The 23,933-nt window shown below is 59.3% G+C and carries 21 protein-coding genes; 17 read left to right on the top strand and 4 right to left on the bottom strand.

The annotated features are described in order from the left end of the window. Positions 1–15: 15 nt before the first annotated feature. The 16 genes from KAK06_RS13330 to KAK06_RS13260 all read left to right on the top strand — a co-directional run bounded on the left by KAK06_RS13330 (position 16) and on the right by KAK06_RS13260 (position 18,457). Complete coding sequence (locus KAK06_RS13330; RefSeq protein WP_210802611.1) at positions 16–1,185, top strand: nucleotide sugar dehydrogenase; 1,170 nt, start codon at positions 16–18, stop codon at positions 1,183–1,185. A 173-nt stretch (positions 1,186–1,358) separates the two neighbouring features. Further along, positions 1,359–1,484 (top strand): hypothetical protein, encoded by a 126-nt coding sequence (locus tag KAK06_RS24405; RefSeq protein ID WP_259373626.1) that lies wholly within the window; start codon positions 1,359–1,361, stop codon positions 1,482–1,484. A 271-nt stretch (positions 1,485–1,755) separates the two neighbouring features. Next, positions 1,756–4,020 (top strand): GumC family protein, encoded by a 2,265-nt coding sequence (locus KAK06_RS13325; protein WP_310741086.1) that lies wholly within the window; start codon positions 1,756–1,758, stop codon positions 4,018–4,020. A 1,264-nt stretch (positions 4,021–5,284) separates the two neighbouring features. Next, a complete protein-coding gene (locus KAK06_RS24680; RefSeq protein WP_210802609.1) occupies positions 5,285–5,764 on the top strand; it encodes a serine O-acetyltransferase in 480 nt (159 codons plus the stop codon). Between the two features lie 2 nt (positions 5,765–5,766). After that, the gene (locus tag KAK06_RS13315) at positions 5,767–7,038 is read left to right on the top strand and encodes a UDP-N-acetylglucosamine 1-carboxyvinyltransferase (RefSeq protein WP_210802608.1); all 1,272 of its coding nucleotides are present in this window, start codon (positions 5,767–5,769) and stop codon (positions 7,036–7,038) included. Positions 7,039–7,076: 38 nt separating this feature from the next. Continuing rightward, positions 7,077–8,036 carry a UDP-N-acetylmuramate dehydrogenase gene (gene murB / locus KAK06_RS13310; RefSeq protein WP_210802607.1) on the top strand — a complete coding sequence of 320 codons (960 nt, stop codon included), beginning with the start codon at positions 7,077–7,079 and terminating at the stop codon, positions 8,034–8,036. Beyond that, positions 8,033–9,391: a lipopolysaccharide biosynthesis protein gene (locus KAK06_RS13305; protein WP_210802606.1), complete on the top strand. Its 1,359-nt coding sequence runs from the start codon at positions 8,033–8,035 to the stop codon at positions 9,389–9,391. Before murB ends, KAK06_RS13305 begins: the two co-directional genes overlap by 4 nt. Positions 9,392–9,399: 8 nt before the next feature. Continuing rightward, positions 9,400–10,392 (top strand): glycosyltransferase family 2 protein, encoded by a 993-nt coding sequence (locus KAK06_RS13300; protein WP_247652844.1) that lies wholly within the window; start codon positions 9,400–9,402, stop codon positions 10,390–10,392. Positions 10,393–10,406: 14 nt separating this feature from the next. After that, on the top strand, positions 10,407–11,189 hold the full coding sequence (locus KAK06_RS13295) for a WecB/TagA/CpsF family glycosyltransferase (protein ID WP_210802604.1): 783 nt from the start codon (positions 10,407–10,409) through the stop codon (positions 11,187–11,189). Beyond that, on the top strand, positions 11,186–12,367 hold the full coding sequence (locus tag KAK06_RS13290) for a hypothetical protein (protein ID WP_210802603.1): 1,182 nt from the start codon (positions 11,186–11,188) through the stop codon (positions 12,365–12,367). The genes KAK06_RS13295 and KAK06_RS13290 overlap by 4 nt, the downstream gene beginning before the upstream one ends. A 42-nt stretch (positions 12,368–12,409) precedes the next feature. Then, positions 12,410–13,702 carry a glycosyl hydrolase family 28-related protein gene (locus KAK06_RS13285; protein WP_210802602.1) on the top strand — a complete coding sequence of 431 codons (1,293 nt, stop codon included), beginning with the start codon at positions 12,410–12,412 and terminating at the stop codon, positions 13,700–13,702. Between the two features lie 177 nt (positions 13,703–13,879). Then, positions 13,880–14,857, top strand: a complete 978-nt coding sequence (locus tag KAK06_RS13280) for an NAD-dependent epimerase (RefSeq protein WP_210802601.1) — start codon at positions 13,880–13,882, stop codon at positions 14,855–14,857. Between the two features lie 53 nt (positions 14,858–14,910). Beyond that, on the top strand, positions 14,911–15,075 hold the full coding sequence (locus tag KAK06_RS13275) for a hypothetical protein (RefSeq protein ID WP_210802600.1): 165 nt from the start codon (positions 14,911–14,913) through the stop codon (positions 15,073–15,075). 306 nt (positions 15,076–15,381) lie between these two features. Further along, positions 15,382–15,699 (top strand): hypothetical protein, encoded by a 318-nt coding sequence (locus tag KAK06_RS13270; protein WP_210802599.1) that lies wholly within the window; start codon positions 15,382–15,384, stop codon positions 15,697–15,699. A 342-nt stretch (positions 15,700–16,041) separates the two neighbouring features. Then, on the top strand, positions 16,042–17,592 hold the full coding sequence (locus tag KAK06_RS13265; protein ID WP_210802598.1) for an O-antigen ligase family protein: 1,551 nt from the start codon (positions 16,042–16,044) through the stop codon (positions 17,590–17,592). A 172-nt stretch (positions 17,593–17,764) separates the two neighbouring features. Further along, positions 17,765–18,457: a hypothetical protein gene (locus KAK06_RS13260; RefSeq protein WP_210802597.1), complete on the top strand. Its 693-nt coding sequence runs from the start codon at positions 17,765–17,767 to the stop codon at positions 18,455–18,457. Between the two features lie 9 nt (positions 18,458–18,466). Here KAK06_RS13260 and KAK06_RS13255 read toward each other — a convergent pair whose 3' ends face one another. The 4 genes from KAK06_RS13255 to KAK06_RS13240 all read right to left on the bottom strand — a co-directional run bounded on the left by KAK06_RS13255 (position 18,467) and on the right by KAK06_RS13240 (position 22,774). Beyond that, on the bottom strand, positions 18,467–19,189 hold the full coding sequence (locus tag KAK06_RS13255) for a tyrosine-protein phosphatase (RefSeq protein WP_210802596.1): 723 nt from the start codon (positions 19,187–19,189) through the stop codon (positions 18,467–18,469). A gap of 57 nt (positions 19,190–19,246) precedes the next feature. Then, positions 19,247–20,086: a polysaccharide export protein EpsE gene (gene epsE / locus KAK06_RS13250; protein ID WP_210802595.1), complete on the bottom strand. Its 840-nt coding sequence runs from the start codon at positions 20,084–20,086 to the stop codon at positions 19,247–19,249. Between the two features lie 77 nt (positions 20,087–20,163). Then, positions 20,164–21,363 (bottom strand): hypothetical protein, encoded by a 1,200-nt coding sequence (locus KAK06_RS13245; RefSeq protein WP_210802594.1) that lies wholly within the window; start codon positions 21,361–21,363, stop codon positions 20,164–20,166. Between the two features lie 16 nt (positions 21,364–21,379). Continuing rightward, on the bottom strand, positions 21,380–22,774 hold the full coding sequence (locus tag KAK06_RS13240) for an undecaprenyl-phosphate glucose phosphotransferase (protein ID WP_210802593.1): 1,395 nt from the start codon (positions 22,772–22,774) through the stop codon (positions 21,380–21,382). 332 nt (positions 22,775–23,106) lie between these two features. Between KAK06_RS13240 and KAK06_RS13235 the strand changes: the two genes are divergently transcribed. Next, the gene (locus KAK06_RS13235) at positions 23,107–23,919 is read left to right on the top strand and encodes a nucleotide-binding protein (RefSeq protein ID WP_210802592.1); all 813 of its coding nucleotides are present in this window, start codon (positions 23,107–23,109) and stop codon (positions 23,917–23,919) included. The last annotated feature ends 14 nt before the right edge of the window (positions 23,920–23,933 follow it).

Raw genomic sequence — 23,933 nt, 5'->3', positions numbered from 1 at the left:
ACCAATTTCCTGCCCATGACCAAGATCGCCATTGCCGGCACCGGCTACGTCGGCCTGTCCAACGCCGTGCTGCTCTCCCAGCACCACACCGTGGTGGCGCTGGACATTGATCCCGCCAAGGTGGCCCTGCTCAACCAGCGCCGCAGCCCGATTGCTGATGCCGAGATTGAGCACTACCTGGCCCACCAGCCCCTGAACCTGCAGTTCACGCTGGACAAGCAGCAGGCCTATGCCGACGCTGAGTTTGTGGTGATTGCCACCCCCACCGACTACGACCCCGAGACCAACTACTTCAACACCCGCAGCGTGGAGGCCGTGGTCAAGGACGTGATGGCCATCAACCCGAACGCGGTGATGGTGATCAAAAGCACCGTGCCCGTGGGCTACACCGCCAAGCTGGCGCAAGAGCTGGGCACGCCCAACCTGATCTTCTCGCCCGAGTTTCTGCGCGAGGGCAAGGCCCTGTACGACAACCTGCACCCTTCACGCATTGTGGTGGGCGAGCGCAGCGAGCGCGCCCAGCGCTTTGCTGATCTGCTGCGCCAGGGCGCCATCAAGCAAGACATTCCTGTGCTGCTGACCCACAGCACCGAGGCCGAGGCCATCAAGCTCTTTGCCAACACCTATCTGGCCATGCGCGTGGCCTACTTCAACGAGCTGGACACCTACGCCGCCAGCCACGGCCTGGACACCCGCCAGATCATCGACGGCGTGTGCCTGGACCCGCGCATTGGCAGCCACTACAACAACCCCAGCTTTGGCTACGGTGGCTACTGCCTGCCCAAGGACACCAAGCAGCTGCTGGCCAACTACCGCGATGTGCCGCAAAACCTGATCCACGCCATCGTCGAGTCCAACACCACCCGCAAAGACTTTGTGGCGTCAGACATCCTGGCGCGCCAGCCCAAGGTGGTGGGCATCTACCGCCTGATCATGAAGGCCGGCTCTGACAACTTCCGCGCCAGCAGCATCCAGGGCATCATGAAACGGCTCAAGGCCAAGGGCGTGGAGGTCATCGTCTATGAACCCGCACTGCCCGACAGCAGCTTCTTCAACTCGCGCGTGGAGCGCGACCTGGCCACCTTCAAGGTCCAGGCCGACCTGATCGTGGCCAACCGCCACGTGCCCGAGCTGGACGACGTGCAGGCCAAGGTCTACACCCGCGACCTGTTTGGCGGCGACTGAGCCGCGCCGTCCAGCCGGGCCCGCCTGGCCGTGAACTAAGTCACGGCTGTGACGATTGAATGGCCCCAACCTCCTCCATTCAAGTGATGGTCGGCTGGCCCGGCAATTGCTAACTTCGGTAACGCTGTGGCTTTTGGCCGGCAGCCAACGAAGTCAATAGAGGGAAGTACATCATGAGAAACGCCAAACTGGCCCTGGTGGCCGTGCTGGCCCTGGGCCTGATCGGCCTGGTCAGCGTGCAGGCCGAACCCAGCAAGGCCGCGCAAGACACCACCCAACCCGTGCGGTCTGCCACCTGAACCCACAGGTTCCTCCGGTGTACCCGCCCCGCCAGCGCGGTGCCCATGCGATCATTCAGGGTTTGCGAGGGTATGGCGCACTACGTTGGTGCTGTTCCCTGCGTCATCTGCGGTCAGGAGCGCCCTGGCCACGCCGTGTGGGCCCTGTGTGGCCCACGTTTTGGCGGTGGGGCGCCCTGGCCAGGTTCTCGTCCCCATCTCGGGCCACAGGCACTGCCTGCGGGCCCTGAGGTGTCGCCCCCTGAAGTTCTGGGGCGGCGCATCCGAAGTCATGTCCATGAATCTGCCCAGCCTGCCGCCCACCCCCGCCCGCACTGACGTGGCCGACCCCGCCGCCTTCCAGCCCATCGGCTTTCAGCTGAGCGACGAACACAAGCTGGAGCTGCTGGAGCACTGGCGCAGCATCAAAAAGCGCAAGTGGCCCATCCTGGGCCTGGCCGGCGTGGCCGCCGTGGTGGCCGGCGCCGTGTCTTTGGCCATGACGCCCATCTACCAGGCCACGGCCACGGTGCAAATTGAATCGGGCCCTGGCAAGCTGGTGTCCATTCAAGACATCTACAGCGCCGGCGCCCAGGTCAAAGAGCATTACCAAACGCAGGTTGAGATCCTCAAATCCCGCGAGGTGGCCGAGCGCACCGTGCGCGTCCTGAAGCTGTGGCAGCACCCCGAGTTTGACCCCCTGCGCGGCAGCGATGGCGTGGTGGGAACGCTCAAACAGGCCCTGGGCATCACCCGCCTGGATGGCCAAGACGAGGCCGCCCTGGTGGCCGCCACCACCAAAACGCTGATGGAAGCCACCACGGTGGAGCCGGTGCGCCTGAGCCAACTGGTGAAAGTGAACGTTGATAGCGCTGACCCAGCCCTGGCCGCGCGGCTGGCCAATGCCCTGGCCGACAACTACATCCTGAACGACCGCGAGGCCCGTTTCAAGGTAAGCCAGCAGGCCAGCGGCTTCCTGCAAGACCGCCTAGGCGCCCTGCGTGACGCGCTGGCCAAGAGCGAGCAAGACCTGCAGGACTACCGCCAAAGCAAGGGCATTGTCAGCCTGGGCGGATCGGCCCAAACGCTGGCGGGCCAGCAGGTAGGTGGCACCAACGCCCAGCTGGTGGACGCGCGCGCGCGCCGGCTACAACTGGAATCGGCCTACCAGCAGGTGCAGGCCGCCCCCAAGGGCAACTATTCCGGCGTGCCCTGGGTGGCCCGCGACGCCACCGTCATCCAGGCTCAGGCCCGGGTGAATGACCTGCTGCAACGCCAGGCCCAGCTGTCTGAAACCCAGGGCGCCAAGAGCCCCGCTCTGCTGCAACTGCAGGCCGAGCTGGACACCGCCCAGCTCACCCTGCGCACGCAACAGGCGGCCGCGGTGGACGCCGTCACCCGTGAATACAGCGCCGCCCGCGCCACCGAGCAAAGCCTGGAGCGCGCCCTGGGCGCCGCCCGCAGCGGCGTGGCCGAGGTCAACAAGGAGGAATTCCAGCTGGCCGTGCTGGAGCGCGAGGTGCAATCCAACCGCGACCTGTACAACATGTTCGTCAATCGCGCTAAAGAGACGGATGTGGCCGGCGAGGTGCAGGCTGCTATAGGCCGTGTAGTTGATGCCGCCGTCGCGCCGCAAAGTCCGGTACGCCCCAAGAAGCTTCAAATGGTGGCGCTGGCGTCGTTGATGACAATGTTGCTTGGATCACTCGTTTCGGTGTTGATGGATAAGCTGGATAACACCATCAAGGGTGGCGATGATGCCGAGGCGCGCCTTCGCCTGCCGACACTGACTGTGCTGCCCAGCCTGCAAGCGCATGACCAGGCGGCCATGGCCCTGCTGTTCCTGCACGAGCCCCAGTCTGCTCATGCCGAAGCCATTCGTACCGCCCGCACCGGCGTGCTGCTCAGCAATATTGACCAACCGCAAAAGAGCCTGCTGGTGACCAGCACCATCCCGGGTGAGGGCAAGACCACTGTGTCCATCAACCTGGCCCTTGCCCACGCCCAAACCCGCCGCACCCTGCTGATTGATGCCGACATGCGCCGCCCCCAGGTGGCCCGCCGCCTGGGCCTGGCGCCCGGCCTGAAGGGTCTGGCCAATCTGGTGGCTGGTGATGCCACGTTGGACGAATGCCTGCACACCGTGGCCGATTCCACCCTACTGGTGATGCCCGTGGGTGACTTGCCGCCCAACCCGCTGGAGCTGCTGCTGTCTGAGCGCTTCAAGGCCATCCTTGCTCAGCTGACCGGGCAATTTGAGATCGTGGTCATCGACTCTCCGCCGGTTGATCTGGTGTCTGAGGCATTGGTGCTGGCGCCGCTGGCCACCAGCACCATCCTGGTGGCCAAGGCCATGAGCACGCCCACCCCCATGGTGCGCAAGAGCATCACCCGGTTGCAACGTGCAGGCGCCAAGATGCTGGGCGTGGTGCTCAACCAGCTGGACATGAATAAAGCAGGAAGGTACCACAGCTATTATCAAGCAGATTATGGTTACAACTACACAGGTGCTGGCTACGCCGCGAAGGACGATGTGATAGACCCAGGCCGTAGCTAATAATGTCGCCTTGTTCTGGGGAGAATTGGCGCATCCTGACTGTCCGATAGATTGCCGCCCTGATTGGTACTCGGTACACGTGAAGTAGTAAATAGCGCAGCGGTACGAAGTATTCAAACTTCAAATTTCATTAGAGTTAATTGTCATGTACAGGGCGAGTAAGAATTGATAAAGGAATCCTTAATCGCGAGCTAGCCGGACCACTGCCCCAAAGCTAGCCTCCACCTTCAAGCTAACTAAAGGGCTAGCGCCAGCCTCGAATTGCTTAGCAATGTGCACGGCCCTCAAATTAACTATCGACACTGGTTTCGTAGCGCAAGATGGACAGTACATAACACTGTTTCAAAAAATTTCTCGAACCGGTGCTTGCGGTAACGCGACTGGACGGTTTTGAGGCCATTGCGAGGAATCTTTCCTATTTCTGGACTTGCATCACACGAGCGGTGACTGAAGCCAAGAGGCAAGGCCCATGCAGTCTTAGTTCGGACGTGTGATGGTAACGGTGTAAGCAGAATGAATCGTCGCCCTCAGCAGTAACAAGTCGCTGCCCAGGAATACTCATGGTAGCGCAGGTAGAAACGCGATCGTACGTGGCGCACCTCGGTGCTTAGCGCAGTTCAATTGCAGTCCCATGCACTTGGACGTGTGCCTGATGGAAAATTCAATAACCTATGGAAGTGTCCTCAAACAGAACGCAACCGGGGTACGAGCCTGCCAAAGGCGCCTTCGTTCTTAATCCAAGTGGCGAACCTATAATGAGCAGTTGAGCAAGCTTTAACTGTGGTTTTCCAGGCTGAAATTACATAACCGCATGCGTAGGTTGAATCTAGATAGAAAAGGGATAACTGCCGACCCTTGGAAGTAAAGAGATTGAACGGTCAAATTTACGTTCACCCCTTACGACCAGCGTCCTGTCACATAGCGCACTTCTTCATTCAACTATGCGAATAAGAAATCAGTTAAGCTGAATCCAGAGACGACATCGTGATGCTTCTGGTCTATTTAGCACTGATGCGAGGTGGGCATCAGCACCCATGATTAAAAAACTCAGATAAATGCAAAGAACTTGTTTATGCATGACGAGTCTGGCGTCGGTTGTGACGCTGAACTGGGCCTAATTGTCGCAAGGGATCTTCATCGCCAGAATTCCACAAAGCCTGCAAAAGAAGTCCTAATATAAAGATGGTGTGGAGTCGTCGGGCCCGCGATTTAACTGCGAATCTCTAATCTTTCTAACCACAATACAGAAAATTCGTTGCGACTTATGCTGATAAGAAGAATCGCAGGACACATGCTTGGAGGATCTGGGTCAGTTCTGGAGAACTACCTCTCTTTGCCTAGGTGGGCTAAAACTAGAGGAATGGTCAAGCTAAGCAGACTTCTGGTGCTACGAATGCAAAGGAAGCTGGGTGTCTTCATATCGGAGAACGCGGTGATCCCCAAAGGGACCAAGTTTCCTCACCCTGTAGCAATAGTAATTGGCGACGGTGTAGTCCTCGGCCAAGGCGTCACCATTTATCAGGGTGTTACCCTTGGCGGGGCCCGATTAGGTGACTACGCCGAGGGCAATTATCCCGTCATAGGAAGTAATGTAACCATCTTCGCTGGCGCCATCGTTGTCGGAAGGGTTAATATCGGAGATGGCGTCACAATTGGTGCTAACGCTGTTGTGCTAACAGATATCACCGAATATTCTGTGGCAGTAGGTGCGCCGGCACGCTGTATTCTCACTAACAAGGACTAATTATGTCTGAACTTCAGAGAATTTTGGTTAAGCCTTCAAGACTTGAAGGCATCGTATCGTTGAGTGGGGCAAAAAACTCGGCCCTTAGACTACTGGCGGCAAGTCTATTGACCAAAAGAACAGTTCGACTGAAGAACTATCCAGCGAGACTACTGGACGCAGAACTGCACGTTGAGATGCTGGAGCTCCTCGGTAAATCGTGTGTTGTAACGAATGAGGATTCAATAGAGATCTCAGCGATTGATAGGGGTCAAGCGCCGCCTACGCGCCTTGAATGGAGCAAACGTTCAATCAGAAACACTTTGCTCATTCTAGGCGGTCTTCTAGCGCGCCATCATGTAGGCTCAGTTCCCCTGCCTGGGGGCTGCAAACTTGGGGAAAGAAAATATGACCTCCATGTAATGGTGATGGAGCGGTTGGGGGCGAGAGTCTGGGAGGAAGGAGACTATCTTTGCGCGGAGGCTCCGTCGGGACTCACGGGTGCTGATATACATTTATCGCTGAGATCTACAGGCGCAACGGAGAACGCAATACTAATGGGGGCTCTGGCGAAAGGCGTCACTCGAATTTGGAATCCACATGTGCGGCCAGAGATCCTTGACCTTATTGCGATGATCCGAAAGATGGGAGCAAAGATCTTTGTTCATGGTCAGGAACAAATAGAAATTCACGGCGTCTCGGAACTGGATGGCGCCGAGCACACTGTAATAAACGACAATATGGAGGCGATAACCTGGGTAGCGGCCGCTGCGATTACCAAGGGAGACATCGAAATTATGGGTTTCCCCTTCGGTGACTTAGAAGTGGTAATGGCACATTTGAGAGCTGCGGGAGCACGATTCTATGCTGGAGAGGACTCTCTTATCATTCGCGGCGGTAAGTGTTATCCCATCGAAATTAGCACCGGGCCACATCCGGGCATAAACTCTGATGTGCAGCCTGTATTGGCATCGTGGGGCGCCTTCGCCAATGGAGAATCAAGGATAACAGATCTACGATTTCCAGGAAGATATGGCTATGCCGAAGAACTCTCCAAAATGGGTCTTCGCACTGCAGTTGAGGGCGACATGCTGAAGATATTCGGGCAGGGGGGGGGCTTAAGAGGGGCGCAAGTGCGAGCGCTAGATCTACGAGCCGGCGCCGCGCTGATGCTCTGCGGCTTGGGTGCGTCCGGAGAGACCGAGATCTCTGACGCCTGGCAAATATCTAGGGGATATATGAACATCGTCGAAAAAATGCAGGCGCTTGGCGGTCAGGTAACAATCCAGAATTAAGAAAATACGTACGATACTACAGCTCAACGGAGTTGATAATGGATGAGGAGCTCATCGGGGGTCTTGTTAACAGATTCCCAGAAATACTTCATACAAATGTACGTCTCTCGGATATAAGTCAATGGAGAACTGGAGGAGTCGCTGACGTTATCATACGCCCCAAGTCGATAGCTAGCTATTTGGATGTCCAGGCTTATTTCCGGCGGGCAGGAACTACACCAATTGTCATTGGCAGCACTAGCAACCTTCTGTTTTCGGACAGGGGGCTGCGATGCCCGTGCATTCAGATTGGGCCATGGTTCGCGTCAACCCGCGTAACTCGCGATACCATTTGCGCCGAGTCGGGCGTAAGCGCTCAAAGGCTTGCGAGGATCTCCATGAGCCTCGGTTATCGGGATCTGGCGCATATTGTCGGAATACCAGGAACCTTGGGCGGGTTGATCTACATGAATGGAGGCTCATGCCGACAATCAATCTCAAGTTCACTTGCCGCCATAACTTCAGTTGACAAAGAGGGCAAATGCCTGGAGAAGCAGCCTGGGGAAATTGGCTTTGCGCACAGATGGTCGGGCTTTCAATCCAACGGAGAGTTCATCGCTTCAGCAACCTTGCAACTAAACGACCATGTTGGGCGGTCGGTCGCAAGGAAGGAGATGCTAAGCATTCTGAGGTCGAGGCGACTTAAGTTTCCGCTGCAGCAGCCGAATTGCGGTTCTACATTCGTTAGCGATCCAACACTGTATGAGCGCGTGGGCCCACCTGGAAAGATAATTGAAGAGTTGGGATTCAAAGGATATCGAGTCGGAGGAGCGCAGGTCTCTGAAAGGCATGCAAATTTCATAGTTAACTGCGGCGGTGCGCTTTCTGCAGACATATTGAGCCTGATACACATTATCCGCACGCGTGTCTACGAGGAAACTGGTCACCTGTTGGCGGCTGAGGTTAGGTATGTCGATGAGAATGGGATTTTTTCGCCGGCTCACAAGGTTCTGAATTGAGATTCGCCCAGAATTTAATATTAACCATATCAGGAAGGTTTGTCCTGAAGGGTGCAAACCTAATTTCTATAATTCTGATATCGAGAATTCTCGATGCGAGTGATTTTGGACTCTTCGGGTTAGTTGTCAGTGCTGGTGCAATTATCTCTGCGATTGGGCATCTTGGCGTACGCCAGTCTGGAGCGCAGCTTCTTGGTTCTGGGTCAATTGAGCTGGGGCAGTACTACCGTGCGAGTATGCTCTCCAGCCCGTTACTACTGATTGTGGTTCTTGGTTCCACCTACCATTTGCTATACAAGGCTAACGTCCCAATAGACATATTCGTATCAGGTACTGTGTGGGTAATTACGCTAACACTGGTAGGTTGGTTGCAGGGCGCGATGTTGGGCCTAAATGATTTCAGTTCGTTTAATTTAATTGAGTCGTTACCAAGGGCGCTCTTTGCGGCTTGCTTACTCGTTGCATGGATGTTTCCAAGTGCTGGTGGGGGACTCTCGGTAACATCTTTGATTCTGCTGCAGTCGTTTTTGGTGGCAACCTCGGTTGCCTTCTTTATAATACGATTGAGCCGAAGGTTCGATACACCTAGCCAAGAGGTTCTGGACCCAAGCGGCAATGACGCCAAAGATTCCACGTTGACGAAATCGGCAAGTGACGCCCGTATTCTGATCGAAAGTGGCGTTACCTTCGCGCTTGCTGTCCTCTTGGTTACATCGATCGACAGAGTTGGCGTGTGGAGTGTGCAACAGGCGAAGGGCTCGGAGGCGGCCGGCAACTTCTTCGCGGCGCTACAAGCAAATCAGATCCTATTCGAAGTAGCCGCAGCGATTGGCTTAGTGTTGTTCTCAGACTCAACGAGAGCTAAGAGTCCTGGGGACGCAGTTGCGCGCATAGCTAAGATCTCTCGTTTACTGCTTGCCTTACTCACAGTCCCTGCAGTTATTTTTGCGCTTTTGGCTGAGATGGTCTGTCACTTGCTCTTCGGGCGCGCTAGCGCAGATATGCTCACTGCCTTTGTTGTCCTATCAATCGGATCTCCCCTAATAGTGGTGACTAAGATAATATATGCTGGATTCTCGGGGACTGGCGACAGGCGATTTGGCTTGGTGATTTATGGTGTGGGATTTATTGTTGCGATCTGCCTAAATTACATTTTGCCAGGGGCTGGAACCGTAAAGAACGCATCTCTGGGAGTTGTGTTTGGCTACTTGGCTGCATTTGTTTGTGCAATAAGCTACTTAACTCTAGCTACAGCAACTAGGCCCAGCTATTTTCTCATTGCTCGTCGATCTGATTTTGAGGAAATTTGGATTCGGCTTTCTGCCGCACTAAGAAGGCTCTACGAAGCAAGGTAATCGCAACTATGATTCAAGCAAAGGTTGTTGCACTGTGTCCATTCCACAATCGGAGCGCTGTGGTTGAACGGACGCTTCGCAGTCTAGCTGCGCAGACTTATGAGGACTTCATTGCCATAGTTTGGGACGACGCATCGTCAGATTCCACATGGAATGAGCTCCAACGAGTGGCTAAGTTACTAAGTGATCCGAGAATTATGGTGCTTCGAGAGGAGCAAAATATTGGAATGACTGCGGGGTTTAAGAAGTATAGTGACCTTGCCGACTCCGTCTATGTTGCAATTGTGGGCTCTGGGGACGAGTGCTTTCCTAGCCGTCTAGCTGAACAAGTGGCTGCACTAGACGAGGATTGGGGCGCATCCTTTGTGGCTACTGCAACAGAAACCATTGATGAGGTGACCGGCAATAGTTTTAGGGACGAAACGCATAGAAAGAGATATGTAGACAATGGAGACTTGACGCGCGCAGTGCCGTTCACCCATGGCTCAGTAATGTATCGGGCAGAGAACTTGAAGGGTGTTGGTGGATATGATACTCGATATAAGTGGTGCTCAGACTGGGATCTCTTTCATCGCCTGCTGAAGGCCTCGCGTGGGATCTATTTGAACAAGGTGCTTTACCGCAGATATGCCAGGCTGGATGGCGTGAGCTACAACCCGGAAAAATCACTTGAGCAAATTCGATATAAGTATTTGGTAGCACTTGTAGATTCCTCACCGGAATCAGAGAGGGACGCGATATTGAGCGCTGCAGCTAAGGATCTAAAAAAGGTTGTGAGCGTCTTCGAGAGGGAAATTGCTCGGGATCTCTCGAGGCGTCGAGTTAAACTGCACTTCATGGGCAGGCACAGACAGGCTGACGACTTGGGAAGAATAATTAAGACCGAGTATCATTCGGCATTCTCAGATGAGGTCCAGGCACTAATGGCTAGGGTCCTTGGTAGTTTCGGTCTTGCACCTGATCGCTTGATTACTGCCGCCAGATCGTTCGCTTCGAAATAGCGCATGAGCATTGTATGAAACAATTGTCTGGTCTTGCGGGAATACTGCCACTCGTAAAGGGTGCTGTCCCAAACTGGGAAGAGTTAGTTGACCAAGCCAGCGCTAGGCAAAGGGCAGTCTTGATTACCTTTGTCAATCCGCTCTCGGTAAGAACCGCGAAGCTAAATCAAGCACATATAAAGCATCTTCATGACTTCGACTATGTATTTGCCGATGGCATTCTGATGGCAAAGGTATGCTCCCTTGTTGAGGGGCGCGAAGTAACCAGAATTTCCTTTGATGGGAATTCAATTGCAACAGATGTACTGATGTGGGCAGGCAAAACAGGTCGCAAGGTAGCTTTTGTCGGGGGCGCCGAGGGCATTGCTGCTGAAGCCGGAAGAATTCTTCAAGGGGTCTTTGATTTGAAGATTGTCTCTACCCGCTCGGGCTATTTTGATGGTAGAGAGCAGCGAGGTGAGTACTGCAGGAAGTTAGTTGCTTCTGATCAGCCTGAACTTGTGGTGTGTGGGATGGGTGCACCGTTTCAAGAGGAATTCTTGTTAGACCTACGGGCCTCAGGGTACAACGCACTTGCTTTCACTTGTGGAGGGTACTTCGATCAGGTGGTCGAAAGCAAGAGTAATGAGTATTATCCAAGATGGGTAAATAGGTGGAATATCCGTGCGCTGTATCGTTTATATAAAGAGCCAGCTCGGCTCTGGCGCCGATACACAGTACAGTACCTTCCGTTTCTGGCGCAGGCATTAATATTGATAATTATAAAGCCCTTTTCATTCGTTCGTCCGAAGCGATGAGCACCACGAAACTAAACTTGGTTGAGAGGGCGCTGATAGCCTTCCTTGTAGTCCTTGGGATTGGTGGGCTCTTATCTTATGAGCAGCTGACCGCAACATACTATCGCCATAACTTATTGCCAGCCACTGCGGCTATAGAGGTCGGCTGCTTTATCTTGCTCCTGACGCAAAGAGCGAGCAGGGCAAACCAATTTCTTTTCATCATCTCAGTCGCATCTTTCTCCTACATTTTGGTTGGAGCTATTAGATTTGCATGGGATGATAGGAATGGCGATTGGTCGGACTTCTTTTACATCTATAAGAGCTTTTTCTACTTAGCCGTACTTTCCCTAAATAGGGGTGGTGGTATTTCAAGTCACGGGCTACGCCGAGTTCTGGATTGTGTAATCGCGCTTATGGCGTTGAAGTATTTTGCTGCGCGTTTGCTCTTCGAGATACCCCGTCCAGGCCTCTTTGCGGAGAATAATTTTGAGTTGATGCTTCCACTATTTCTAGCGCTTAAACTTCACCTGGTGGATGGTGTTGATATAGGCACTATTAGGAAGTTGTGCATTGCGTTTATTGTCATGGCGAGTGGGTCGCTGTCTGGAGCAGCATCTTTCAGCATCCTGTTGTTCATCTGGGCAAGACGTTCAAGTTTGGCCTTTCGCTACAGCGCAATATTCTTCGCGTCGCTGACTGCTTTGATCGCCGTTGGAAGCCGCACGGAGCGTTACTCTTCCGCGGATGATATCGATCGGGTGAAGTTTCTGCAGGTCTTTCTTGCTGAGATGCGAGGGGAGTCTGTTGGGACTTGGCTCCTGGGAAATCCGACAATTACGGCGCTGTCCGATGTCTCATGCATTCAGCTTGCCTTCTACTCACGGCTTTTCAGCGAGTTTGGCGAGGGCAATTGCTTCTCAGTTGTTCTTCATTCTTTTGTCTTGCGCGCTGTCTTCGACCATGGACTTATAGGCCTCATGGTGTTGCTTCTTGGAATGTACGTTGTCTCGTATTATAAATTACGTAGTCGCCTTGCTGCGATATCTATTATTTTCATCCTGATCCTTAATGGGTTGTCAGTTTCCTCCATGAATAGTACGTTTTTCTTCTTCTCAATGCTGTTGATATTTTCGTCAAGCGGGGAAGTATCGAGCGTTCTCAGTGCGAATGGTGTGCGCCGGCTTGGTTCAAGGTAAATTCCGAAGGATAACATTTACTTCTGCTGAAGGTCCCAGATTATGCTGCGGCGTGATTTATTTCGATCATTCTTTGGATTTGTTCTTTCCTCGGTGAATCTGGGTGCTAACTCTGCGATAGTCGGTGATTCTGCCGGATTTCGGGTGCTGTGGTTTGATTTCATAGGCCAGATGTCCTCATACAGATTCGATCAAGAAGGTGGTGAGCGTGTACTGCGGGCACTCGCCTATGTTCGCTCATATCATGCGGGTATGCCCGGGGGGGGCGGGTATTTTGAGCTGGTGCCTGAGAAGGGGGAGGTTGATTGGGGGAAGCGCTTCCCTTCGAATGTGCAGGGGTATCATTGGCAGCGGGTTGGTGGTGTCGGTCAAGTTAATGTTGAGGACTATGGTGCGACTGGTGATGGAGTAACCGACGACAGCGATGCCTTTCATCGTGCGATTCACTCTGGTGCCAATTCAGTCGTCATTCCGCCGGCTAGGGTTGCTTATATTGTTGGCGGGGTGCCTCTGCCCACTGGTATTACTATTTCTGGTATTGGCTACAGGCGCGTATACTCTCCGTCCGGTCCTGAAAATTATGGGGGGCGGCTCCCTCTGATTCATCTGGCGCCGCGTGCCCATCATGTCTTTCTGCCGTCCGGATTGAACACTATTCAAAGACTTTCGCTTTGGGGAAGGCGGGATACGGATGTGTTCGGCAGGGGGGATATGAATGGGATAACCTTTGAGGATGTTTCGGTGGCAAACTTCCGCTATGGATTTGGCTCGGCGGGAGCGTATTGGCGAAATTCAAGATTTACGCGATGTCATGCGACGAAGTGTGTTGTTGGGCTTGGTTCTGCCGTGGACAGTCACTTTATTTCATGTGAGATTAATGCCAATGATGTCGGCATCGAGATGCTGCGAGGCGCTAACGACAATACATTTATGGGGACCAAGTGCGAATGGAACTCCTTGAATTGGCGATTTGTGGGTGCTAGGAATGTCACAATAGTTGGTGGCGTAACTGACAGGGCGGTAGGTAGGTTTGGCTTTGAGATAAGGGATTCGGAGGTGGCAATTAGTGGAAGTGTGATTCGGCGCAATGGGCGCGCTGGCGATGGTGCTCACTTCAAGTGTGCGGGTGACGGGTTGCTCTTGCTTTCCAGTGTAATAGTTCGCAGTGGCGCAGATGATCACGGACGGAGTGTGCAGTTAGCGCCCGTGGCTTGTTTTGATTTGCTGGATGCTAGCGGCAATTTCAGGCTGACCGTGTCGGCATGTGACTTCGACGAGCGATCCGTTCGTTGTGTTGGTGATAACCAAGGGCGGTCAGTTTGTTTCAGCCACTAGATCGATCGTTCCGTGAATTGGGCGCCCTTATATTTGTAAATCACGTTGGTATCCAATGGCAATTGATAGGTAAGTAGCTTAAGTCTGGTCTGCTAGTAGAGTGGGTGAATTGTCTCTCTTTGGGTGCAACCGCTATTTCTCTGAGTTTTGGTCTTTTATCTACACAAGGAGATCGAGTTGAGAGTTCTTGTCACTGGTGCCGCGGGCTTTATCGGCATGCATTTGAGTCAGCGGCTGCTGGCCCGGGGTGACGAAGTTGTCGGGTACGACAACCTCAATCCATACTACGATCCCCACCTTAAATTTGGGCGTCTTAGTGAGCTGCGAGCAAGTGCTGCGTTTAGCTTTGTAGAGGGTGACCTGTCTGAATTGGCGCGACTTCGCGAAGTTTTTGAGGCTAACCGCTTCGATGTGGTAATCAATTTGGCCGCGCAGGCCGGTGTGCGCTACTCAATCGAAAGGCCACATGAGTACGCCAGCTCTAATCTGGTCGGGTTCTTGAATTTGCTTGAAATGTGCCGCGCCTACCCGCCGCAGCACCTTGTCTACGCAAGTAGCTCCAGCGTATACGGTGGCAACAAGGAAATGCCATTCAGCGAGCAACACAGGGTGGACAACCCGGTCAGCCTGTACGCCGCCACCAAGAAGAGCAACGAGCTCATGGCGCACACGTACAGCCACTTGTTCGGCCTGCCCACCACGGGGTTGCGCTTCTTCACGGTGTATGGGCCCTGGGGACGGCCTGACATGGCCTACTTCCTGTTCACCAAGGCCATCTTGGCGGGTGAGCCCATCAAGGTCTTCAATGAAGGCCAGATGATGCGCGACTTCACCTACATCGACGACATTGTGGATGGTGTGGTGGCCACGGTGGACAAGCCCCCGGTGGCTGGCGAGGGCGCACCACCCTACAAGGTCTTCAACATTGGCAACGAAACGCCGGTGAAGCTGGCGGACTTCATTGGCGAGCTGGAGCGGGCCTTGGGCCGTGAGGCCAAGAAGATCCACCTGCCAATGCAGCCTGGCGATGTACCGGCCACCTACGCCGATGTGTCTGCGCTTCGGGCGTGGACGGGTTTGCAGCCGCGCAACACGTCGTTGAGCGAAGGCATCGACCGGTTCGCGGCCTGGTACCGCCAGCACTACGGGACCTGAGCCACATTGCTACACGACACGGTTCCATCCACTGCTGCGATTTCACGTCAGACGTGCTCTTTGACAACGATGGCAACGCCAACACCTGTACCGACTGGTCGCGCCTGGATGCCTGCTCTGCGCTGGGCATGAAGAAGAAGTACGAAACGCGGATGACGATCATCGGCGGTGTGCTTGGGTCTGACACCGCCCGGTCGAGCGCAGGGCGCAAGCGCTGAGGCCTGGGCAGGCCGCCGGCGCCTGTCTGGGCGGGTGGTCGTCTGGTGCACTGCGCCAGTGCGCGTGGTTGCCCCAAGGGTGTGCCAATGCCCACGCAAGCCACTCAGGAATGGCGTGCGAGGTGCCAAGTTCGTCACAGGGCCCACCCACCGCATCCCCTGTATGAAGGGTGCAATAGGGGTGCGGCCCGGGCCTTGCTAAGCTACACTCCGTCACAGCGACTGATCTCTTCGCCCCAGCCGTCGGGTCAAGGTTCGTCATCAGAAGCTGGGCAAGTTGATCTGCAGTTTTATCGGAGGGTTCTCATGGCTATCAAGGGTTTTGCAGCGGTTCTGGCTGCTTTGGTTGTGGTCGCTGGCGGCATGTCCACCTCGGCTTTCGCTGGCAAGGGTGAGGTGCGCGATCTCCCGGTGGCAGAAGACATCTGCGCCGCGAAGTGGCCTGCGGACCCGAAGCGTTACGCCACCTGCGTTGAAAACCGCGGCGCCAACATCGCTGTGCGCGAGGAAGAAGCGAAGAACAAGGCGCTGGACAAGTGCGACATGCTCTCGCCCAAGAACGCCAAGCTGTGCAAGTGCAGCATCGATCCGGCACTGCCGATCTGCTCTGCCAGCCTGAGCTGAGTCTTCACACCGCGGCCAGGGTGGCCCAGTAGGCCACCCGGCAGCTACAAACAGCCAGCCGGCCGCGTCGAGCTGGCTGTTTGCATTTTGGGGTCGCACTTTGCGTCGATCCATCGGGGCCGCAGCCGGCTGGTGGTGTGCCGTGGCGTCCTTGCTCCTGGTCTGCCCTAAGGCCTCGGCAACGCTGCGGCTAGCGCGCGGCTCAACTCCCTGTACTGAAACGCCCAGCCAGCGCGCAGCGCTCGAAGGCGTCAGTGCGTGCATTTGCCGCAGGAAACGCCCTGAAGGGCTGGGTTTTTCGGGCTTTTAGGCGCCGTGGGTGCGCGTTAGTGTGAGCGGATGTTGCATCTCTTGAATCGCGGGGCACTGGCCCTGCTGACCACCCTGATGGTCGCTTTTCCGTTGATGTTGGGGGGCAACCGCCCCTGGGCGCTGGGTCTGGTGTCGCTGCTGCTGTGGGCCGCGCTGCTGGTGGTGGCCATGGTGGGCGTGGTGTTTGCGCCGCGGGTGCTGCCTGGGCCGGTGTGGGCCCAGGTGCGCGGCGCGCCGGGGGCGGTGTGGCCGCTAGCGCTGCTGCTGCTGCTGGCGCTGATTCCTGCAGCCCAGCTGGCGGGGGTGCTCACCACTGTGGATCCGTTCCTGACCAGCAACTACCTGGTGCGCACCTTGCTGTGCGTGGCCGCCTTTGCGCTCACGCTGGTGGCGGTGCCGCGCGAAGAGCTGGCGCGCAAGATTCTGTTGGCTGCGGTGGTGGCGGGCCTGGTCCAAGCCTTCCTGGCCATCGCGCTGAAGTCGCTTAACCTGCGGTGGACGCTGTTTTACTCGGCGGTGGAGGTGGGCCCACGGGCGGCCGGCACCTTTGCCAACCCCGATCATCTGGCCGGTTTCATGGAATTGAGCCTGGCCGCGGGTCTGGGGCTGCTTGTGGCCAACCTGGGAGACGAGGGCCGCAAAGTCAGCCGCTGGCAGGACCGGCTGCTGGCTGTACTGCGGTTCATGCTATCGCCCAAGATGATGCTGCGCCTGTTGATGGTAGTAATGGTTGTGGCGCTGGTCATGACGCATTCGCGCATGGGCAATGCGGCTTTCTTCATCACGCTGCTGCTGGTGGGCCTGTTCACGGCCTGGCGCTCGCTCAAGCTGCGGCGGCCGGCCTTGTGGGTGGTGGCCAGCATGGTGGTGGTCGACATCGTGGTGTTGGGGCAACTGGTGGGCCTGGACCGGGTGGTCGATCGCCTACAGGACACCGATTACTCCATCCAGGCCGATCCTGATGCGCCGCCTGGTTCGGCGGCTGCGGCCAGCGCCGTGGCCGGGCCGCGGCCACAAAATTACCGCGAAGAGTCGCTCCAGGCGCGTCTGCGCACGCCCCGGGTGTCACTCGAGCTAGTGGAGCAGCAGCCCTGGTGGGGTTGGGGCGGCGGAGTGTTTGACCGGGTATTTCCGCGGGTGCGCACGCCCGAGATCTACTGGGGCAAGTTCGACTACGCCCACAACGACTATGTGCAGCAAGCCGTGGAGGTGGGGCTGGTGGGCATGCTGCTGTGGGTGGGCGTGGGCCTGCTGGCGGGCTGGCGCGCCGTGCGCCTGCTGCGCGATGACCAGCCGCGCCTGAGCCGTGGCGTGGCGGTGTGTACGCTGGTGGCGCTGGGCTGCCTGGGCTTGCACAGCCTGGTGGATTTCAACCTGCAGATGCCGGCCAACGCGATGTTGTTCACCGTGCTGCTGGCCCTGCCATACACAGTGCCGGTGCGCCCCTCGGCGCGTCAGCGTGGGCGCTCCGACGCGGCGACTCTGCCCGAGCAGCCCGATGATGCACCGGGCGACGATGAGGCCCACGACGGCGCGGCCGAAGCCGCGCCCGCCGCGAAGGAGGTGCCGCATGCGCACTGATGGATTGCAGGTATGGCCCAGCGGTTCCAGCGACAGCCGCCATGGCGGCAACGCTCATGAAGGCGGCCGGAGCACCGAGGGTCGGCGGCGGCGGTCCTCGAAGTCGTCCGCTAGCCTGCCGGTTCCGGGCCCGGTCTGGTGGGTGCGCGCAATGGCGCTGCTGGTGCTGCCGATGGCTGCTTGGGTGTTTTGGTACGGCGGCACAACCCTGCGGGCGGATCTGGCTTCGGCCGAGGCCCGCCACCTCTTGGAGCTGGTCCGCTTGGGCAAGGTGCCTCCCCAGGACGATGTGCTGGACGAGGTGGCCCAGGGCCTGGCGGTGGCGGCGCGCCTGACGCCGAATTCGCCGGAGCTTTACGTCGCCTTTGGTGACCTGAATGTCGCGCGCAGTGGCGCGCCATCGGTGACCACGGCGCCTGATGCCGCCGCTCGCCAACAGCAACTGCTGAACCAGGCCCTGACGGACTACCGCCAGGCGCTTGCGCTGCAGCCCTACGCGTATTGGATGTGGCTGCGCACGGCCAGCGTGCAGGACGACCTGAAGAACACCGAAGGCTTGTGGAACGACTGGCGCCGAGCCCGGGCACTGGGGCCCAATGAGTGGGCGGTGCAGAAAGCCGGTCTGCGCTATGCGCTGCAGGACTGGCCAAACGCGCCCGCTGATGTGCGCGACTGGGCCATCCAGCTGTACCTGGACGCCGACACCCGTGACCGCGTGCGCATCAACAACGTGGCCATGGGCTACAAGAAGGAGTTTGTGGCTGAGGACGACACCCCCCCGGCTGGCGCAGCGCCCACAGCCGGGCAGGCGGCGGCATCGGGGCCGGCCTCAGCACCCGCGGCGGCCAGCACGGCTGCTCAGTAGCTCAGCGGATCAGGCCAGGCCGCACAGCCGGGCGGGGTTGTCCTGGGTCAGGCGGCGGGCCATGGGTTCGCCGCACTCCTGCGCCAGCAACTCGCGCGCTGCCGACATGCGGGGCGCCCTGCCGCGCAGGTTGTGCGCGTCGCTGGCCACCACGGCCACGTGGCCACGATCCAGCAGGTCCCAGGCCGTGTCTTGGGCGCGCTCGCCAAAGTCACCCAACAAAGAGCCGGCGGTCACCTGCAGCTGGCAGCCCGCATCCAGCAGCGGGAGGATGCGGTCCAGCCGCTCCATCACGCCGCGGTTGCGCTCGGGGTGGGCGATCAGGGGCACGATGCCCTGGCGCGAGAAGGCAGCACACAGCCGATCGGTGCCCAGCGGCACCTGGCCGTCGGGCATTTCCAGCAGCATGGCGCGCGGGCGCGGGCCGTCCTGGTTCAAAAAGGGCAGATCGCCGCTGCCCAAGCGGTCCAGCAGCTCGGCGCTCAGGCGCAGCTCACCGGCCACATGCAGGCGCAGCGCAATGCCTTCTTGCGCCAGCCGCTGGCAAAACGCGGCGTGCACCGGGGCAATGCTGCCGCGGGTGTTGTCAAAGCGGCCCGGAAACACATGCGGCGTGGCCACGGCCTGCACAATGCCATCGGCCACCATGGCGCGGGCCAGGGCCAGTGCGTCGTCCAGGGTGGCGGGGCCGTCGTCAATGCCGGGCAGCAGGTGGCAATGCAGGTCGATCATGGGGACTACTTCGACACCGGGACGCCAACGCTGCAGGGGCAGCGCGGCGCTGCACGTTCAGAACAGGCTCTCGCGCACGTAGATCACGTCGCCATCGCGCAGCGCCGCAGCCATGTCGGGCTGCAGAATCTGGATGGCGCCATCGGGCCCGCGGCGGTGGATGCGGATGCCCTTTTCAGTGCCGCGCAGGGTGAGGCCACCCCCCGCGGCCAGGCCTTGCAGCAGGGTCATGCCGCGCTCCAGGCGCAGCTGGCCGGGGCGCTGCACCTCGCCGTAGATGTAGAACAGGGGCGCGCGCTCCACCCACAGCGTGTCATAGCCGTGCAGCACCAGATCACCCGGGCGCTCGGCGGTGTCAAAGACCGAGGGCAAATCCACCTCGGCGCGGAACGGCTTGCCCGCGCGCGTGCCCACCACCACGATGCGGTCGGCCCCGGAGGTGGGCAGCACGCCGCCGGCCTGGGCCAGCAGCTCGCTCAGGCGCGTGCCGCCCTGCTCCAGCGGGTAGCGGCCGGGCTTGGCCACCTGACCCAGCACGCTCACCTGGCTGCCGCGCGCCTGCATCAGCAGCACGGTGACCTGGGGGTTCTTGATGTATTCGCCGCGCTTCAGGCCTTCAGCAATGAACTGCTCGGCCTCGCTCACCGTCAGGCTGCCCAGGCGGATGGCGCCCAGCAGCGGGTAGCTCACCATGCCGGCGTCGCTCAGGCGCAGCTCCAGGCTCAGGTCGGGGCTTTGGTACACCTGCACGCGGATGGAATCGCCCGGGCCCAGGCGGTACTCGGGCGCGGTGCTGGCCGCCAGGTCGGAGGCGGGGATGGTGATGGTGGGCTGGGCCACCGCCGGCAGGGCCGACAGCAGCAGCGCCGACAACAAGGCAATCAGGGAGCGAAACATGAATGAGCGGGCTCAGTAAAGGGTCTGAGGGCCCCCGGGGCCCAGCAGACCGACTAGGTTACGACGATACAGAGGCCTCAGCGCAGCCAGGCCTGCACCGAACAGCCGAAGGTCGTGCTGGAATACGGAAAAGACCGCCCCGCGACGTTGCCGCTGATGCTGCGTGACTCTCGCCCGGCCTGACAGGCCAGCTGCAGGTTGCGCAGGGCCTGGTAGCTGACGGCCAGCTGCAGCGTGTGGCTGCGGTCTGAGCCGGTGCTGCTGGCGGTGCCACTTTGCAGGCTGGCACTCAGGCTGCGCTGCGAGCGGCTGGCTGTGGCCTCAAGGAGTATTTTGCCTGTGGCCCGCCATCGCGCCCCCACATCCACGGTGGTGCGGATCAGCGCGTCGTTGTAATTCTTGACGATGTCGGTGCTGCCGATGCCGATGTCGCGCGCGCCGGTGTCGCTGTAGCGCGCAGCGCGAGCCAACAAGCGTGTCTTGCCTGTGGCCTGCCAGGTCCAGCTCACGGCCCCTGACCACTGCGTGCCGGAGCGAATGGTCGACAATGAGTGATCCGAGTTGCCCCACACCAGGCGCGTGTCCACCTGGCTGGCACCGGTGGGCTCCCACAGGGCGCGCAGCTCCAGGTCGTTGCGCGAGTAGTCGTCGCCACTGCCCAGGTTGGGGTACTCGCCCTGGCTGCGGCGCAGCAGCGCGGTCAGGCGCAGCTCGGGCGTGGACTGGTAGCGCACGCCAAGGTCAAGGCTGTGGTAGCTCAGATCGCTGAGAGCATAGGCCGCCTCAGACTCGCGGCGCTGGAAGGCGTCAAACCCCCCCACCAGCGTCCAGGTGCTGACCACGCCTTTGCTCAGCCGCAGCGTGGTCTGGGTCTGTCGCTCTAGATTGCCCTGGGTCAGCACCCTGCCATCTTGTAGAGTGCGATTGGCTAGGTTGCGGGCATTGCGCAGGTTCAGCTCACCAAACACCAGGTTGCCGGGCTCAAAGCTCAGGCCCACGGTCACCTCATGGCTGAGGTTGTCCAGCGCGCGCTGGTTCTGGAAGCGGTTGTGCTCGAGCAGTGCATTAACCCGCAGCCGCTCGCGCCCAATGCCCTGATCCAGCTGCCCTCGCAGCCCTGCCGAAAAAATGGTGTCAGACACCGCGCCGCCCGTGGGCGCGCGCAGCACATTGCTGTCATGCGTGATGTCCAGCTCGCCGGCAATGCCCCAGGGGTTGCCTTCGGCCAGCGCGGCGGTGGCGGACAGCAGCGGCAGCGCCAGCACGGCGCGGCGCACGGCGGTGAGGAGAAGATCAGTAGGCGCCACGGTCGAAGAACATGAGTTTGGCGGTGCGGGCAATGATCAGCAGGTCCAGGCCCAATGACCAGTTACGCAGATATTCCAGGTCGTATTCCACCCGGGCGGCCATTTTGTCCAGCGTGTCGGTCTCGCCGCGCAGGCCGTTCACCTGGGCCCAGCCGGTGATGCCCGGCTTCACCTTGTGGCGCGCCATGTAGGCCTTGACCAGCTGGCGGTACTGCTCGTTGTGGGCCACGGCGTGCGGGCGCGGTCCCACAATGCTCATGCGGCCCTGCAACACGTTGATGAACTGCGGCAGCTCGTCCAGCGATGTCTTGCGGATGAAGGCCCCGAAGCGCGTGATGCGCGGGTCTCCGCGGGTGGCTTGCTGCACCACCGGCCCGTTGTCCTGGGTGACCATGGACCGAAACTTGTAGACGTTGATGTCCTCGCCGTCCAGGCCGGTGCGGCGCTGCTTGAAGATGATGGGCCCGGGCGAGCTGAGCTTCACGCCAATGGCCACCGCCAGCAGGATGGGTGAGATCAGCACCAGGATGATCGCGGCCAGCACGATGTCGCTGATGCGCTTGATCAGGCCGTTCACGCCGGTGAACGGCGTGACGATCAGGCCCACCACCGGCACGCCGCCCATGTCGGTCAGGCGGCCCTGGATGATGTTCACGGCAAACACATCGGGCACGTAGTGCAGCGACGCGGTGGTGTTTTGCAGCGACTCCATCAGGTCCAGGATGCGCGGCTGCGAGCTCATGGGCAGCGTGATGAACACGTCCTTGATGCCGTGCTCGTCAATGTAGGCGGGCAGGTCGGCCAGCCGGCCCAGCAGCGTGGCGCCGGGGGGCAGCTCGGTGCGCTCGGGCGTGCGGTCGTCAAAATAGCCCATCAGGTCGTGGCCAAACGAGCGCCGCGCCTGCAGCATGGCCGACACCCGCTGCCCGCTGTGGTTGGCCCCCACCACCACCGCCGGCCGCCGCGAGCTGGGCAATGACGCGTGGTGGCGCAGCCAGCTGGTGCCCACCACGGTGAGCAGCAGTTGCATCACGGGCGTGAGCACCATCCAGGTGGCCAGCATCCGCGCCGGAAACTGCTGCAGCGTGTTGGTGGCGTAGCCCAGCAGCAGCAGCACCAGCAGCACGCCCAGCCACGACAGCAGGGTGCCGATCACCACGCCCACGCCGGTCTGCCCAAAGCGGTTGGCGCCCGGGAACATCAGCACCAGCAGCAGCACCATCAGCGCGGTGGAGATGCCGCTGAACGGCTGGCGGAACAACGAATGGCAGAACGCCAGCGTGACGCAGGCCACCACCGGCTCCATGATGGCCGCCACCGCCGTGGGCACGGACGGCGGCGAACTCAGGAATCGCTTGCGGGCGCTGTGGTCTTCAAACATTGGCGGTGCCGCAGGTGGTCAGGCCCTGGTGGCCTGCAACCTATCGGCGCACTCCCTTGGTAACAACAGTCGGATTGTAAATAGCGGGCTGCGAAGGGGTGCTAATCAGTTCACGAATGCAAGGCCTCTGTGTGCGGCGGTGTCCACGGAACTGATGAGTGCGCCCACTTGACACGGTCCTGGGGTTCATGCGTAGGCAGCCGCAAGCGCCATGCCCGGGTGGACACCCGGGCCTGCCAAGTGTGCGCAAGCGCACGCCAGCGGCGCCCCTGAGCACAATGGCGGATTGACCCCACCTGTAAGACCATGTAACTTGCGCCGCCATGGGCACCTTGGCAGTCGTCAGTCGCAAAGGGGGCAGCGGCAAGAGCACGCTGGCCACCAACCTGGCCGTGTACCTGGCGCGCAGCACCGGGTCGGTCACGCTGGGCGACCTGGACCACCAGCAATCGATGCGGGTGTGGCTGGCGCGCCGGCCCTCAGCGGCGCCGCCAATCGTGGGCTGGGTGGGCGATTCCGTGCGTCTGTCGCGTCCCGCCCTGGGCACCCAGCACCTGGTGCTGGACACGCCTGGCGGCCTGCACGGTCTGGGCCTGGCCCGGGTGGTGATGGTGGCCGACGCCATCTTGCTGCCGGTGGGTGGCTCGGTGTTTGACCGCGAGTCTGCCTCCGACTGCTGGAACGAGCTGCGCAGCCAGCCTCGCATCATGAAGGGCCAGTGCCGGGTGGCCGCCGTGGGCATGCGGGTGGATTCACGCACGCATGTCGAGCGCATCACCGCCGAATGGGCGGCCAGCGTGAACATCCCCTACATCACCTCGCTGCGCATGGCGCAGATCTACGTGCGCGCGGTGGAAAACGGCATCAGCCTCTTCGACATGCCCGACAACGTGGGTGCCACCGACCGCGAGCAATGGCAGCCGCTGCTGAACTGGGCCGAGCCGGTGTTCTTTCCGCAGCCCAAGGACGATCCGCTGACCCCCAGTCTGCGCCTGGCGGCGAAGGTGGTGCCGCTGCGGCCGCCGGCCTCCCAGCCGGCCGACACGCAACCCGTCGCCCTGAGCCCAGCGGCCACCGCCTCCGTGCTGAGCCGGCCCAGCCGGCTGTCAAGGATCCTGTCGGGGTTTCTGGGGGCGCGGCGCTGAGTATCCGGCCTGGA

The sequence above is a fragment of the Ideonella aquatica genome (assembly GCF_018069755.1).
Classification (GTDB): domain Bacteria; phylum Pseudomonadota; class Gammaproteobacteria; order Burkholderiales; family Burkholderiaceae_C; genus Ideonella; species Ideonella aquatica.
The sequence above is the reverse complement of the archived record's forward strand: the minus strand, read 5'-3'. Positions and strand labels throughout refer to the sequence as shown.

Excerpts from the sequence above, each read along its gene's own strand:
- KAK06_RS13330 (WP_210802611.1), top strand. The coding sequence starts at position 16 with ATGACCAAGATCGCCATTGCCGGCACCGGCTACGTCGGCCTGTCCAAC.
- KAK06_RS24405 (WP_259373626.1), top strand. The coding sequence starts at position 1,359 with ATGAGAAACGCCAAACTGGCCCTGGTGGCCGTGCTGGCCCTGGGCCTG.
- KAK06_RS13325 (WP_310741086.1), top strand. The coding sequence starts at position 1,756 with ATGTCCATGAATCTGCCCAGCCTGCCGCCCACCCCCGCCCGCACTGAC.
- KAK06_RS24680 (WP_210802609.1), top strand. The coding sequence starts at position 5,285 with ATGCTGATAAGAAGAATCGCAGGACACATGCTTGGAGGATCTGGGTCA.
- KAK06_RS13315 (WP_210802608.1), top strand. The coding sequence starts at position 5,767 with ATGTCTGAACTTCAGAGAATTTTGGTTAAGCCTTCAAGACTTGAAGGC.
- murB (WP_210802607.1), top strand. The coding sequence starts at position 7,077 with ATGGATGAGGAGCTCATCGGGGGTCTTGTTAACAGATTCCCAGAAATA.
- KAK06_RS13300 (WP_247652844.1), top strand. The coding sequence starts at position 9,400 with ATGATTCAAGCAAAGGTTGTTGCACTGTGTCCATTCCACAATCGGAGC.
- KAK06_RS13295 (WP_210802604.1), top strand. The coding sequence starts at position 10,407 with ATGAAACAATTGTCTGGTCTTGCGGGAATACTGCCACTCGTAAAGGGT.
- KAK06_RS13290 (WP_210802603.1), top strand. The coding sequence starts at position 11,186 with ATGAGCACCACGAAACTAAACTTGGTTGAGAGGGCGCTGATAGCCTTC.
- KAK06_RS13285 (WP_210802602.1), top strand. The coding sequence starts at position 12,410 with ATGCTGCGGCGTGATTTATTTCGATCATTCTTTGGATTTGTTCTTTCC.
- KAK06_RS13270 (WP_210802599.1), top strand. The coding sequence starts at position 15,382 with ATGGCTATCAAGGGTTTTGCAGCGGTTCTGGCTGCTTTGGTTGTGGTC.
- KAK06_RS13260 (WP_210802597.1), top strand. The coding sequence starts at position 17,765 with ATGGCTGCTTGGGTGTTTTGGTACGGCGGCACAACCCTGCGGGCGGAT.
- KAK06_RS13255 (WP_210802596.1), bottom strand. The coding sequence starts at position 19,189 with ATGATCGACCTGCATTGCCACCTGCTGCCCGGCATTGACGACGGCCCC.
- epsE (WP_210802595.1), bottom strand. The coding sequence starts at position 20,086 with ATGTTTCGCTCCCTGATTGCCTTGTTGTCGGCGCTGCTGCTGTCGGCC.
- KAK06_RS13240 (WP_210802593.1), bottom strand. The coding sequence starts at position 22,774 with ATGTTTGAAGACCACAGCGCCCGCAAGCGATTCCTGAGTTCGCCGCCG.